The sequence below is a fragment of the Actinoplanes sp. TFC3 genome (assembly GCF_001553785.1).
GTDB lineage: Bacteria > Actinomycetota > Actinomycetes > Mycobacteriales > Micromonosporaceae > Actinoplanes.
Genome location: NZ_LOJP01000001.1, coordinates 4,879,755 through 4,893,109 on the forward strand (window position 1 = coordinate 4,879,755; position 13,355 = coordinate 4,893,109).

The following is a 13,355-nucleotide window of genomic DNA, read 5'->3' on the forward strand; positions in this document are numbered from 1 at the left end:
TTATGGGGGATTCACCGTGCCCACCTCCGTTCTCATCTCCGGCGCCGGCCTCGCCGGTCCCGCCCTGGCCTACTGGCTGGCCCATCACGGCTTCGAGCCGGCGGTGGTCGAGGCAGCCCCGGCCCTGCGCACCGGCGGCAGCGCCGTCGACTACCGCGGCCCGGTCCACCTCGGCCTGCTGACGCGCATGGGCATCCTCGACCAGCTGCGCGAGGTGCAGACCCACGGCACCGCCATGCGCTTCGTCGACGAGCACGGCCGGCCGACGATGCAGATGCCCGCCGGCTTCGCCGGTGGCGAGCTGGAGGTGCGGCGCGGCGATCTCTCGCGGATCCTGGCCGCCGCCTCCGGGGACCGCACCGAGTGGATCTTCGGTGACCGGGTCGCGGCGCTGAGCGAGCTGCCCGATCGCGTCGAGGTCACCTTCGCCGGTGGCTCGCAGCGTTCGTTCGACCTGGTCATCGGCGCGGACGGCGTGCACTCCGGGGTGCGCCGGCTGGCGTTCGGCGCCGAGTCGGCCTACGTCCGGCACCTGGGGTACTACCTGGGTGGCTGGGCCGTGCCCGGCTGCACCGGCGAGGGCGCGGGCCTCAACGTGCCCGGCAAGCTGGCGTCGGTCGGGGACGGGCAGGCGTTCATCGCGTTCTCGTCGCCTGCGGAATTGAGCTACGACCGGCGTGATCCCGAGGCGCAGAAGCAGATCATCCGCGCGCAGTTCGCCGGGCTGGGCTGGGAGGTGCCGCGCATCCTGGCCGCCCTCGACACCGCCGGCGACCTCTACTTCGACCAGATCTGCCGGGTCGACATCACCCCGTGGTCGACCGGCCGGATCGCGCTGATCGGCGACGCCGCTTGCGGGGCGACGCTCGGCGGGATGGGCAACGGCACAGCGCTGATCGCCGCGTACGTACTGGCGGGCGAGCTGGCCACGGCCGGTGGCGACCACCGGGCCGCGTTCGCCCGCTACGAGCGACGGCTGGCGGGGTTCGCCCGGCGGGCCCAGAAGGGCGGGGACACCGCCGGGCGCTTCCTTGCGCCTCGCACCGCAAGCGGCCTGCGCCTGCGGAACTGGCTGCACAACCAGAACCTGATCATCCGGCTCACGATGCGGATCGCCACCGAACGGGCGACCCGCATCGAGCTGCCGGATTACGACCTCAGCGCAGCTTCTGCACCGCGTCGATAGTCAGCTCGTCCAGGTCGTGCAGCACCAGGCCGGCCAGCGCCAGGGCGTCGTCAGCGGGCGGATAGATGCCGTGCGGGATCGCGATCACCGCGAGCCCGGCGGCACCCGCCGACCGCAGCCCGTTGCTGGAGTCCTCCACCGCCGCGCACACCTCAGGGTCCTTCTTCAACTGCCGGGCCACCTCGAGGTAGGCGTCCGGGAACGGCTTGCCACGCTCGACTTCCTCAGTGGACAGCGTTGTCTCGAACACGTCAGTGAGCCCGGCGCTCTCCAACACCTGGTCGATGAGCAGACGGGCCGAGGAACTGCACAGCGCCACCGGGACCTGCTCGGCAATGCGGCGGACCGCCGCCACGGAACCGGAAATCAGCGGTACGGCCGCCTGATAGCGCTCGGCCATCCGCTTGAGCACGTCCTCGGCAACCTGCTCGGGCGTGCGCGGGACGCCGACTTCCTGGCTCAGGTGTGCCGACCACTCCGGCGTGCTCATGCCCATCATCCGGGTCTGGCTGTCCGGCAGGAACTGCTTGCCGTGCTCGGCGACATAGCCGCGACGCACGTCCTCCCAGACCTCCTCGGTGTCGATGATGACGCCGTCGAGGTCGAAGACGACCGCCTCGATCCTCACAGGCTCTCGACCGCCGGCACGACCTGGTCCCGGATGATCTCGATCTTGCTCAGGTCGGACACCCCGGGGATCATGCCGTGCCCGATGGTGAAGCCGAGCCGGGCCAGCTTGGTGGCATTGGCCAGGATCTCGTCGACCTTCTCGCCCTTCTCACCCGGATCGAGTTGCAGCAGCGCGGTCTTCTCGATGTCGTCGTAGTTGCGGCCCTCGTTCTCGCAGTGCTGGCGCAGCACGTCGAGTTTGCGCTCGATCTCGGGGCTGTCGAACAGGTTGCACGAGTCGGCGTACTTGGCCACGAAACGCAGCGTCTTCTTCTCGCCGCCGCCGCCGATGAGGATCGGCGGGTGCGGCTTGGACAGCGGCAACGGGTGGTTGAGCAGCCGGCCCAGCCGGTAGTGCTTGCCCTCGAAGGCCGCTTCTTCGCCGTGGAACATGCGCAGGCAGATCTGCAGCGTCTCCTCCAGGCGTTCGAAGCGCTCGGCGGTCGGCGGGAAGAACAAGCCGAGCCCGCGCGACTCCTCCTCGTTCCAGGCCGCGCCGATGCCGAGCATGGCCCGGCCCCCGGACAGCACGTCGAGGGTGGTCACGGCCTTGGCGAGCAGACCGGGATCGCGGTACGTCACCCCGGTCACCAGCGTGAGCAGCTTGGCCCGCTTGGTGTGCGCGGCGATGAACCCGAGCGCGGTGTACGCCTCCAGCATCTCGGCCTCGGGATTGCCGAAGATCTGCCAGAGGTGATCCATGACGCTGATCCGCTCGAACCCGGCCTCGTCGGCGGCGGACACGATCTCGGCCAGCCGCGGTCCGAGCCGGGCTGAGCCGTCGGGCCACGTGAAGTCAGCGATGTGCAGACCCAGTTTCACGAGATGTCCTCTCCATGGGAAATCACCTCGAACACTATCCCCGTACCGGGGCAGCCCTGGCCTATATCACCGTCCGTAGTGGATCGTGACCATGGGTGAACCGGTTAAGCACAACGTGCCCGCGTGGTAGACCGTCAGTAGCCGATTGGTAAGTTGTGTCCCGCCCCCGCATTTGCCCAGCCGCCCGAGGAGCCACCGCCATGCCTCCCTCGCCGCGACGTTCGATCCCGTCGCACGCGTTCTGGTCACCCACCGTGACCGTGGTGATCCCCGCCCTCAACGAGGAACACAACCTTCCGCTCGTGCTGGAGAACCTGCCGCCCGTTGACGAGGTCATCGTGGTGGACGGGCGCTCCGACGACGACACGGTCGCCGTCGCCCGCGAGGTACGCCCCGACGTGATCGTGGTGCGCCAGACCCGCTCGGGCAAGGGCAACGCGCTCGCCTGCGGGTTCGCCGCCGCCACCAGTGACATCGTGATCACGTTGAACGCCGACGGCTCGGCCGACCCGGGCGAGATCCCGCGCTTCGTCGACGCGCTGCTCTCCGGCGCCGAGGCGGCCCACGGCTCGCGCTTCCGCTATGGCGGCGAGCACCGCGACGCCGCGCCGGCCGAACGCTGGGGCCACGCCGCGCTCAGCCACGCCGTCAACCTGCTGTTCCACACCCGCTTCACCGATCTGAGCTGCGGCTACAACGCGTACTGGCGGGAGCTGCTGCCGGTGCTCGACCTGCCCGCGCCGGTGATCGCCGGCCTGCGCCGCGGCCGGCCCGCCTGGGGCGACGGCCCGGAGGTGGAAACGCTGATCACGGTGCGGATGGCCACCCGCGGGCTGCGCGTGGTCGAGGTCGCCACGGTCGGCTACCCCCGCATCCACGGCTACCGGCCGCGGCGCACGCTGGCCGGGGCGGCGCGCGTGCTGCGCACCGTGCTGACCGAGTATTTCCGGCGCTGGAGCCGGCGGCCCCGTCGCCCGGCCGGGCGCGCCGCCGAGGTTCCGGAGAGCCAGATCCTGCGGCCGGTGCCGCCGCAGGAATCCAGCGGCCGGCACGCCGTTCCCCGTCCCCGCCGCCGCACCGATCTGCGGGTGATCCGCGGCGAGGGTCAGGGCTGGGACGACCAGACCCCGTATCGCGCTACGTCGTGACCCGCTCGCGCAGCCGGGGCAGGATCTCCTCGCCGTAGACGCGCAGGAAACGGTCCTGGTCCGGGCCCGGCGCGTGGAACACCAGGTGTTTGAAGCCCATGTCGAGGTATTCGGCGACCTTGGCCGCGTGCTCCTCGGGGTCGGCCGAGACGATCCAGCGGGTGACCGTGCGGTCGACCGGCAGCGCGTCGGCCCGGCGCTGCATCTCGATCGGATCCTCGACGCCGGTTTTCTCCTCCGGCGACAGCGCCAGCGCACCCCAGTAGTGGGTGTCGTTGCGCGCCCGCTCGAGGTCGGGGTCGAAGGACACCTTGACCTCGATCATCAGGTCGAGGTCGGCAAGCGTGCGGCCGGCCTTGCCCGCGCCCTCTTTCACCGCCGGCAGCAAGGTGTCGGTGTAGAGCTCATGGCCCTTGCCGCTGGTGGTGATGAACCCGTCGGCGATGCGCCCGGCCAGCCGGGTGGCGGCCGGCCCGGACGCGCCGATGTACACCGGCACCGGCTGCTCCGGCTTGTCGTAGATGGTGGCCAGCTCGGTGCGGTAGAACTGGCCCTCGAAGCTCACCCGGTCCTCGGTCCACAGCTGCTTGATCAGCTGGACCGCCTCCTTGAGCCGGGCGAAGCGCTCCTTGCCCTCCGGCCAGCTCAACCCGAGGGGCACCTCGTTGAGCGACTCCCCCGAGCCGACGCCCAGGATGACCCGGCCCGGGGCCAGGCAGCCCAGCGTCGCGAAGGCCTGCGCCACCACGGCCGGGTGGTAACGGAACGTCGGGGTGAGCACGCTGGTGCCGATCAGGACCCGCTCGGTGCTGGTGGCGAGCGCGCCAAGCCAGGGCAACGCGGCGGGGGCGTGCCCGCCGTCGTGGCGCCACGGCTGCAGGTGGTCGCTGACGAACACCGAGTCGAATCCGTGCTGCTCCGCGTCGATGCCGTAGCGGAGCAGCTCGCGCGGGGCGAACTGCTCCGCCGAAGCCTTGTACCCGAACCGAATCATCTGCCGAGCCTAGCCCGCGGCCTTGTACGCCTTACCCGCCTCGGTGGGAGTGCTGGCGTCGGTGTACAGGCCGAAGTCCACGCTGTCGCCCACGGCGGGCAGCCCGAACCACGCGTAGCGCTCGACGTACGAGCGGGACTCCAGGGCCTTGGTGGTGGCCTTGATGAACGCGACTTCCTGCGGGGCGCTCGGGTACTTCGGGCTGCCGTTGAAGTTCTGCAGGCCGTACTCGGTGACCCAGATCGGCAGGTTGTACTTCTTGTGCACCGCCTCGACGTAGCCGAGGAACTGCCCGGCCGCGGCGTCGCTGAAGTCCGAGCCGTACCAGTGGATCGGGATGAAATCGACCCGCAGGCCCTTGTCCTTGACGCCCTTCATGAAGCGGTCGAGCCACTTGCCGTCCTGGTCGGCGCCCCACGCCACCGCGGGCGCTCCGAGCCGCAGCCCGGTGTCCTGCAGCTTGGGCCAGGCCGCGAGCGCGTCCTCCACGCTCATGTTGGACTGCCCCGCCATGTCCGGCTCGTTGAAGCCGAGCAGCACCTTGCCCTTGCTCTCGCTGGTGGCCTTGCTCAGCGTGGCCGCCGTGACGTTGGCCTTGCCCCAGATCATCGGCACGAACTCGACGTCGGCCGGGCCGGGCATCGAGTCGTTGCCGGGCGACCAGTTGTAGTACCACCCGGCGCCGACGTCGTCGAGCGCGCCCTTGATCCCGTTGAACTGCCAGGTGCCCACGCCCTTCTTGGCCGACGCGGACGCCGGTGGGACCGGGACGGGGGCCTTGGCCGGGGCCTTCGTGGTCTTGCTGGGCGAAGGCTTGACCGATGGGGACTTCGAGGGCTTCGCCGAACTCGGGGCGGCCGACGGGGATGCGGGCAGGGCCAGCCGCGGCTCGGGGGCCGCGGTGGTGATCACAGCCGCGTTCGCCGCCGGCTTGTCGTCGTGGGTGTAGACCACCGCAGCCGCCCCGCCGCCGGCCACCGCGCCGGTGGCGAGCATCGCGGTAAGCACCCGCCGGCCGACGCCGACGGTGCCCTTGACCGCAATCTTGGTGGCGAGCAGCTTGCCGGAACCGCCAGCCACGTGCGCGCCGCCGATCGTGAACCCGGCGCCCAGCGAGGCGGGCACCGGCACGAGCGCCATGCCGGCGAGCAGCTTCTCCGCGGCGACCAGGCCCGACCACGCGGGCGAGCACTGCCGGCAGTCGCGGGTGTGCCGGGCGATGCGCTTGCGCCACAGCGGGCTCGGGCGCCGGTCCCAGTCGCTGAGCAGCGCCGGCAGCTCGGGGCACATCGGGGTGGCTTCGAGCGCCCGGACGACCACGCGGGCGGTTTCCAACTGGCCCTTCATCCGCTGGATCCGTACGGCCGCGTGCTGGCGGGTCACCTCGATGGCGTCCACGATCTCGTCGCGGGTCAGCTCGCCGGAGGCCTCCAGCCACCACAGCGACAGCAGCTCGCGGTTGTCCTCGTCGAGCCAGCGGGTCGCCTCGGCGGTCTCCCGGCGCTGCCCGGCCAGCTCCAGCCGGGTGATCGCCAGGTCGGTGAAGTCGGCGCCGGGGTCGCGCACGTCGTCGGGCAGCAGCGCGTCGGGGGCGGCTCGGCGTACCCGGTAACGCTCCCGGACCTGACGCACGGTGATCGCCACGAGCCAGGACCGGAACGCCTCGGGGTCACGCAGATCACCGAGGTTGCGCAGCACCCGCAGCATGGTGTCCTGCACGACGTCGTCGACGTCAGCGTGCCCGTCCAGCGCGCGCCCGACGATCGTGTAGACCAGCGGCAGGTAGCCGGCGACCAGGCGGTCGATGGCTGCCGCGTCGCCTGCGCGCGCGGCAACCACCGTCGCGGTGTCCGGTTGTAACGCCATGGGTGTCAGTGCCTCTCCGTGGAGCATCGATCATTGCTCGCGTCAGCGATTTCGCCGGCCACGGGAAGGGAGACGGCCCGCCTAGCCTGCGATAACAGGAACTTCGGGAAAATGTTCACCACCTCGCACACGGCAATGCCAACCGCACCCATGGTTAGCACCGGCTCGGACCGGGAACATCAACGCCATCGGCAGACGAGGATCATACGAGTCAGCGGAAGGGGTCGGCGGCATGCGCGTTTCGCTTCATCTGAACCTGCCGCGCGAGGTCGACAGCGTCCCGGCGGTGCGCCGGTTGCTGCGGTGCGCGCTGGACACCTTCCAGGTGGACCGGGAGATCGGCAACGATCTCGAGATCGCGCTGACCGAGGCGTGCGCCAACGTGGTGCGCCACGCCGAGGGTGCGGACACCATCGAGGTGCGTCTCGACGTGGCTGAGGACCGGTGCGCGATCGATGTGGCCGACAACGGCGAGGGCTTCGACGCCGACGCGGTCGACGAGCCGACCTCGGCCGGCGAGCACGGCCGCGGGTTGTTTCTGATCAAGGCGCTCAGCGAGAACGTGCGGATGCAGTCGTCGCCCCGGCGCGGGAGCCTCATCCACTTCGAGAAGGCGTTCGCGGGAGCGCGCTGAGGAACCCCTATCATCGTTGCCCTACGGCAAATAAGCCGTGGCGCGAACGAGAAAGTGGGTAGCTTGCCGGACCGTCGTACCGCCGTGGGGACAGTGCTCCGCGCGGCTCCCCCCGATCGCCTGCCCGAGGTGGTGGCCGAGCAGCTGCGCCGCCACTACGGCATTAACGGTGTGGAAGTGCTGCTCGGCGATCTCACCCTCACCGGGCTGTGGCCGCTGATCGAACCGGCCCGGCGGTTCGAGACCGGCCCGGCGCAGCGGTGCTTCGGCAGCCAGCGCCCGGTCATCGAGGCCCGCACGGCCTTCCTCCCGTTGACCGTCTGGGGCGAACGGCTCGGCGTGCTGACGGCCGAGGCCTCGGACGACGCCTCGGTCGACCAGCTCAGCGCCACCGCCGACGAACTCGCGGTAGCGCTGCGAGCCGCCGACGTGGTCACCGACCGCTATCGCCGGGCCATCCGCCGCCAGCGCCTCACCATGGCCGCCGAACTGCAGTGGGAACTGCTGCCCGGCCGCTCGCTGGGTGACGAGCGGTTCCTGATCGCCGGGCAGCTCGAACCGGCGTACGCGGTGCACGGCGACCACTTCGACTGGTCGTTGAGCGGGGACCTGCTCACCGTGACGGTGCTCAACGGCGACGGCGACGGCCTCGACGCCTCGGTGCTCAGCACGGTAGCCGTCAACGCCATGCGCAACGCCCGCCGCTCCGGCGCCGGCATCGTCGAACAGGCCGAACTCGCCTCCGACGCCATTTACGCCCGCTACGGCGGCGCCGCCTGCCCCGCCACCCTGCTGCTGGAGGTCGACCTGGTCAGCGGGGCGGTGCAGGCGGTGGACGCCGGGTCGCCGCGCGCGATCATCGCCCGCGAAGGTGAGGTCCGCGCGGTCACCCTGGAGCAGCAGCTACCGATGGGCATGTTCGGCGAGACCCGCTATGAGATCCAGTCCTTCGCCCTCGCACCGGGCGATCGGCTGCTCGTGGTCAGCGACGGGGTGCACGCGGCCAGTCCGGGCGGACGACCCCCGTACGGTGAATCCACGCTGCTGAGCGCGCTGCGCGGGACGCGGTTGCAGCCGGCCACCGAGGCAGTCGGTACGGTGATGCGCAGCCTCCGGGAGTACCACAGGGGGTCGGACCCCGACGATGACGCCGTCACTGTTTGCTTTGACTGGCGACGATGACGCATCAAATCCCCGCCCAGGGGGTAGGGGTGGCGAATCAGTCCCTGCGTTCAGACGGGCATCGGCATGGAGCGCGCCACAGACATCGCCGCGGCAGTTGAGTCGACGGTGGACTCGCTGCTGGGCGTGTTCGAGAACGCCAGGCTCGCACAGACCCCGGCGACACCCCCGGCTCAGCTGCGGGTGCTCACCATCATTTCGCGCAACGACCACGTCAACATGAGCCGGCTCGCCGAGATGCTCGACGTGGTCCCGTCCTCGGCCAGCCGGCTGTGCGACCGGCTGGAGGCCACCGGGCTGCTGCGGCGCGTACCGGATCCCCGCGATCGCCGGGAGGTGCGGCTGCTGCCCACGCCGGCCGCCCGCCGCCTGCTCGATGAGCTGCGCGAGCGCCGCCGTGCCGCGCTGGCCGAGGTGCTCGACCGGATGCCGCCCGCCCGGCGCATCGAGCTGGTCCGGTCGCTGGCCGCCTTCGAGGATGCCGCGAGCGCGGCCACCGAGGAACCCGCCGACGGGCTGCGAACCGCCTGAAGATCCTTTTCCGGTACGGTCGCCCGGTGCGTATCGGCATCGTGATCCTTCCCGACCGGCGCTGGTCCCGGGCCGCTCCCCGCTGGCGTCGCGCCGAGGAATACGGCTTCGACCACGCGTGGACCTATGACCACCTGGGCTGGCGTGACCTCGTCGACGGGCCGTGGTTCGACGCGGTCCCCACGCTGACCGCGGCCGCCGGGGTCACCAGCCGGCTGCGTCTGGGGACCTTCGTCGCCTCGCCCAACTTCCGGCACCCGGTGCATTTCGCCCGGGAGGCCCTGGCGCTCGACGACATCTCCGGCGGCCGGCTGCTGCTGGGGGTGGGCGCCGGCGGGACAGGCTTCGACACCGGCGTGTTCGGCGAGCCCGAGCTGCCCCCGCGGCAACGGGTGGACCGCTTCGCCGAGTTCCTCGAGCTGTTCGGGCGGCTGATGGGCGAGGACCACGTCTCGTACGACGGGAGCTACTACCGCACCGTGGACGCCCGGACGCTGCCCGGCCCGGTGCAGCAGCCGCGCCCGCCGCTGATCGTGGCGGCCAACGGGCCCCGGGCGCTGCGCCTGGCCGCCCGCCACGGTGACGGCTGGGTGACCACGGGCATGCAGGGCGCCGGGGACGAGCGGGCGTGGTGGCAGTCGGTGGCCGAAACCGGTGAACGCTTCACCGCGGCACTGGCCGGTGCAGGCCGCACCGGCGTCGACCGATACCTCAATCTCGACTCGTCACCGGTGTATTCGCTGAGCAGTTCCGAAGCGTTCGCAGATGCCGTGGGCCGGGCACGCGAACTGGGCTTTACCGACGTACTCACACACTGGCCGCGCGAGTCCAGCTGGTACGCCGGAGACGAGAAGGTGCTGGAAACTGTTGCCACCATGCTGGCGCAACTCCGCGATTCCTGAACTGCTTACCGCCACTCCCTGCAATCTTTCCGGTACGCAGCGACGTTGGACGATGCGTATCGCGTAGAAGTTCTAGCCTTATCGCGTAGTACCCGCCTCGCTCATTCTCTCCCCCGGTAAGGCATCGGCGGACACGCGATCGGCCGCCTTTCGACGCAATAATGGCCGCCCGCACCGGCGGGGACATCCCCGTCCACCGGTGCGTGCGGCCACCCGATCAACAATGGTGACGAGCTCGGGCATCCGATCCGCTCACCAAAGTGGCCGGCCGTTTCCGGCCGGCCACGGTATTGCGTTGTGCGCTGCTCAGCGGCCGTGCGCGGCCCGATAGGCGCTGCTGACACTCTGCGGGATGCGACCCCGCTCGGAGATCTGGTGACCGTGCTCGGCCGCCCACTCACGAATCAGCCGGTTTTCGTCCCGGCTGCCCGCGGTGCGCACCGGAGCCGGCCGGCCCACTACTCGCGCCGCGCCGGTGCGGCCGATTCGCGTGCCCGCGCTGATGAACGGATCCAGGGCCTTGCGCAGCTTGCCGGCATTGGCCTCGGAAAGGTCGATGGTGTATGCCGTGCCGTCGAGACTGAACTCGACCGTGCGATCGGCTGGCTTTCCATCGAGGTCGTCGATGAGGGTGGTGATTACCTGCCGCGCCATAACGACTCCTGAGAAGAATCCGAAGAACGCGCTCAGTCTGGCCTGTGCGGCACGGTATGCGCAACAGTTCTGCCGAATTTCTCAGAATATCGGCGAGCCCAGCCAATTAACGCCGACCGCCATCACCAGAATTGCGCGCCCACTATTGGCGGCAAATCAGCGGGCCCGGTATGGCCCGCAACTGCGTACCCACCGCCGGGTGGGCACTGGGCGCCGGATGCCGTTAGGGTCGTCGCCATGGACGCCGACGACCGTGCCCCCTCGCACGCCGTCCCGCCTGGCCCATCCCCCGTCCTGTCCGAGGCTGACGCGGCTGCGCCGGGGCCGCGGGATTGGCCGGCACAGCGCCGGCAGGCCGTGGCCGGGCACGCAGCGGCGCTGGCGGCCGACCGGGCCGCCGAAGCGGCGAAGGCGGGCGCGCTGCTCGCGGATTTCGTCCGGCAGGCCGCCCGGACCGGTCTAGCCCCGCACCCGTTGCGAGCGATCTCCTTCGATGGGCACTCCACGTTCCGCACAACCCTGCAAGGCTGGTATCTCAAGTCCAACCGCTCGGTGGCCGTCGGGTCGGACGGCGGCTACTACATCCTGACCGTGCCCTCGTCGCTGCGCGCCCGCTTCACCGGAGCGAGCGTGGCGCCCAGCACCCCCCGGCTCGTGGTCGGGGCGGGCGGCGGCGATGGCGAAACCGTTTCCCTGGCGCAGTTGCTGGAGCGCCGCTTGACCGCAGGAGCCCTCTGGCCGTGAGTTCTGGCTTCACCGCATCCCCGTCCGGCCGTCGCGCGCTCGCGGCCCTGTCCGCTGCCGCCCTGGCTGTCGGCGCCCTGTCCGGTCCCGCAGCCGCCGCGCCGCCACCAGCCTCCCGGCACGCCGCGGCGCTGCAATCCGCCGGCCACGCCGCGGCGCCGTTACAGGAAGGCGCGACGGCCGGGAAAGCTGCGGCGCGCAAGGCGGAGGTGCCGTGCCCGAAGCCGGACGTGCAGCCGCCGGCCGGGCGTCCGGCAAGGCCCACCCCGCCCAAGGACGACCCGGTGCTGCGCGCGGTCGGCGGTGACGACCTGAACACCAACGGGCTGGTCGTGCCCGCGGGCGCCAAGCAGCCCCCGGCCCTGACCGCCACCAGCTGGCTGGTCGCCGACCTGGACACCGGCGAGGTGCTCGGCGCCTGTGGCCCGCACGTCTACGGCACCCCCGCCAGCGTGCAGAAGCTGCTGCTCGCGGCGACGGTCATGGACAAGCTCGACGCCAAGAAGACGATCACCGTCACCGACGCGGACCTGAACATCGAGCCGGGCAGCTCGGCGGTGGGGTTGCTCAAGGGTGGCAGGTACACGATCGCCACGCTGTGGCTGGGGTTGCTGCTGCAGTCGGGCAACGAGGCGGCGAACGCGCTCGCCCGGCTCGGCGGCGGTGCCGGCGGGGTGCCGGGCACGGTGGCGGCGATGAATGCCAAGGCCAAGGAGCTGGGGGCGTACCAGACGCATGCGGTCACGCCATCCGGGCTGGACGGGCCCGGGCAGTTCACCAGCGCGTACGACCTGGCCCTGATCGCCCGCGACGTGCTGGCCAAGCCCGACTTCCGAAAGTATGCGCTGACCAGGAACACCCAGATCCCGGCGCAGAAGCAGCTGAAGAAGGGCGGGTTCCAGATCCAGAACGAGAACAAGCTGATCTTCACGTACCCGGGCGCGCTGGGCGGCAAGACCGGCTTCACCAAGCTGGCCCGGCACAGCTACGTCGGTGCGGCCCAGCGCGGCGGGCGCCGGCTGGTTGCCACCCTGCTCGGCGCCGAGGCGGCCCCGCTGCGTGGCTGGCAGCAGGGCGCGGCGCTGCTCGACTGGGGCTTCGCCCAGCCCAAGGACGCCTCGGTGGGCAAGCTGGTGGCCCCGGACGGCAAGGACGCCACCGGCACGGCCACCGCCGCGAGCGACGCCCCGGCCGCAGCCTCACCCGACGCCACCAAACCGGCGCCCGCAGCGGCCCAGCCGGCCGCCGGCCCCCGTTTCCCCCTGGCCGTCGCGGCCGTCGTCGCCGTGGTGCTGGCCGCCGCCCCGCTGCTGCTCCTGCTGACCCAGCGCCGCCGCCGTCTGCGTCGCCGCACCCGCCGCCGCTCGCAAGCGTTCTACTGACCGGCTCGCCAGAACCTAGGCCCAGATCAGCCCGGCGACCCAGATGGCGGCGACGCCGAGCGCGGCGGTGAACTCGACGAGCAGCGAGAGCCCCACCGCGCCGAGCGCCGCCCGGGTTGACGGCCACGCCTGCCCGGGGCCCAGCCGGACCCGCTCGGCCAGGAAGAGCCCGAGCACGAAGCCGAGCACCAGCCCCACGACCGGCACCACGAAAAAGCCGATCACCCCGAGCACGCCCCCGGCGAGCAGCGACGTGGTTGGCACGCCGGTGTTCTTGAGCCGCTTACCCGGCCACAGATACTTGATCAGCGTGCCGGCCAGCGCGAGCAGCGTGGCCAGGGCCAGCACCACCCAGCGGCCGCCGCCCGCATCGCCCAGCAGGGCCCAGAGCAGCACTGCCGCCCAGCACAGCAGCAGACCGGGCAGCACCGGGATGACGACGCCCAGCACGCCGACGAGCATCGCGATGCCCGCAATGAGCGTGACCGTCGTACCGCTGTCACTGAGGTCCATGGGCTCAACCGTGCCGTAGTCGCGCAACAACTCTCAAGCCGGGTCCCGGGCAACCGATGGACAGCTAGCGCCGCCACCATCCGCGGCGCCCGAGCGGAGGGTGTGTCATGGGCCGAGTCGAACGGGAT

Annotated in this window: 14 protein-coding genes; 8 read left to right on the forward strand and 6 right to left on the reverse strand. The window is 71.1% G+C overall.

Features of this window, described 5'->3' with window-relative positions:
• Nucleotides 1-16 precede the first annotated feature (16 nt).
• Nucleotides 17-1,186, forward strand: coding sequence for an FAD-dependent monooxygenase (locus tag TFC3_RS22050; RefSeq protein ID WP_067503127.1), 1,170 nt, complete (start codon nt 17-19; stop codon nt 1,184-1,186).
• Here TFC3_RS22050 and TFC3_RS22055 read toward each other — a convergent pair.
• Nucleotides 1,158-1,814, reverse strand: coding sequence for an HAD family phosphatase (locus tag TFC3_RS22055; RefSeq protein WP_067503129.1), 657 nt, complete (start codon nt 1,812-1,814; stop codon nt 1,158-1,160). The two genes, TFC3_RS22050 and TFC3_RS22055, sit on opposite strands and share 29 nt — an antisense overlap.
• On the reverse strand, nt 1,811-2,677 hold the full coding sequence (locus TFC3_RS22060) for an LLM class F420-dependent oxidoreductase (protein ID WP_067503138.1): 867 nt from the start codon (nt 2,675-2,677) through the stop codon (nt 1,811-1,813). Before TFC3_RS22060 ends, TFC3_RS22055 begins: the two co-directional genes overlap by 4 nt.
• Nucleotides 2,678-2,877: 200 nt before the next feature.
• Here TFC3_RS22060 and TFC3_RS22065 point away from each other — a divergent pair, with 200 nt between their 5' ends.
• Nucleotides 2,878-3,825: a glycosyltransferase family 2 protein gene (locus TFC3_RS22065; RefSeq protein ID WP_067503140.1), complete on the forward strand. Its 948-nt coding sequence runs from the start codon at nt 2,878-2,880 to the stop codon at nt 3,823-3,825.
• Here TFC3_RS22065 and fgd read toward each other — a convergent pair.
• Nucleotides 3,815-4,819 (reverse strand): glucose-6-phosphate dehydrogenase (coenzyme-F420), encoded by a 1,005-nt coding sequence (fgd, locus tag TFC3_RS22070; protein WP_067503143.1) that lies wholly within the window; start codon nt 4,817-4,819, stop codon nt 3,815-3,817. The genes TFC3_RS22065 and fgd overlap by 11 nt on opposite strands.
• A gap of 9 nt (nt 4,820-4,828) precedes the next feature.
• On the reverse strand, nt 4,829-6,685 hold the full coding sequence (locus TFC3_RS22075) for a sigma-70 family RNA polymerase sigma factor (RefSeq protein ID WP_067503146.1): 1,857 nt from the start codon (nt 6,683-6,685) through the stop codon (nt 4,829-4,831).
• Between the two features lie 232 nt (nt 6,686-6,917).
• On the opposite strand from TFC3_RS22075, the gene TFC3_RS22080 reads away from it, so the two are divergent.
• From TFC3_RS22080 to TFC3_RS22095, 4 genes are all read left to right on the forward strand, one after another.
• Complete coding sequence (locus TFC3_RS22080) at nt 6,918-7,319, forward strand: ATP-binding protein (RefSeq protein ID WP_067503149.1); 402 nt, start codon at nt 6,918-6,920, stop codon at nt 7,317-7,319.
• 84 nt (nt 7,320-7,403) lie between these two features.
• Nucleotides 7,404-8,501: a PP2C family protein-serine/threonine phosphatase gene (locus tag TFC3_RS22085; protein WP_153040330.1), complete on the forward strand. Its 1,098-nt coding sequence runs from the start codon at nt 7,404-7,406 to the stop codon at nt 8,499-8,501.
• 66 nt (nt 8,502-8,567) lie between these two features.
• Nucleotides 8,568-9,032, forward strand: a complete 465-nt coding sequence (locus TFC3_RS22090) for a MarR family winged helix-turn-helix transcriptional regulator (RefSeq protein WP_067503153.1) — start codon at nt 8,568-8,570, stop codon at nt 9,030-9,032.
• Nucleotides 9,033-9,058: 26 nt separating this feature from the next.
• Nucleotides 9,059-9,934 carry an LLM class flavin-dependent oxidoreductase gene (locus TFC3_RS22095; RefSeq protein WP_082772220.1) on the forward strand — a complete coding sequence of 292 codons (876 nt, stop codon included), beginning with the start codon at nt 9,059-9,061 and terminating at the stop codon, nt 9,932-9,934.
• Between the two features lie 306 nt (nt 9,935-10,240).
• On the opposite strand, the gene TFC3_RS22100 is transcribed toward TFC3_RS22095, so the two are convergent.
• The gene (locus tag TFC3_RS22100; protein WP_067503159.1) at nt 10,241-10,588 is read right to left on the reverse strand and encodes an Lsr2 family protein; all 348 of its coding nucleotides are present in this window, start codon (nt 10,586-10,588) and stop codon (nt 10,241-10,243) included.
• 237 nt (nt 10,589-10,825) lie between these two features.
• Between TFC3_RS22100 and TFC3_RS22105 the strand changes: the two genes are divergently transcribed.
• Nucleotides 10,826-11,332 carry a hypothetical protein gene (locus TFC3_RS22105; RefSeq protein WP_236718251.1) on the forward strand — a complete coding sequence of 169 codons (507 nt, stop codon included), beginning with the start codon at nt 10,826-10,828 and terminating at the stop codon, nt 11,330-11,332.
• Nucleotides 11,329-12,714 (forward strand): D-alanyl-D-alanine carboxypeptidase family protein, encoded by a 1,386-nt coding sequence (locus tag TFC3_RS22110; protein WP_067503162.1) that lies wholly within the window; start codon nt 11,329-11,331, stop codon nt 12,712-12,714. The genes TFC3_RS22105 and TFC3_RS22110 overlap by 4 nt, the downstream gene beginning before the upstream one ends.
• 15 nt (nt 12,715-12,729) lie before the next feature.
• Here TFC3_RS22110 and TFC3_RS22115 read toward each other — a convergent pair whose 3' ends face one another.
• Complete coding sequence (locus tag TFC3_RS22115; RefSeq protein ID WP_067507245.1) at nt 12,730-13,227, reverse strand: DUF456 domain-containing protein; 498 nt, start codon at nt 13,225-13,227, stop codon at nt 12,730-12,732.
• Nucleotides 13,228-13,355 lie beyond the last annotated feature (128 nt).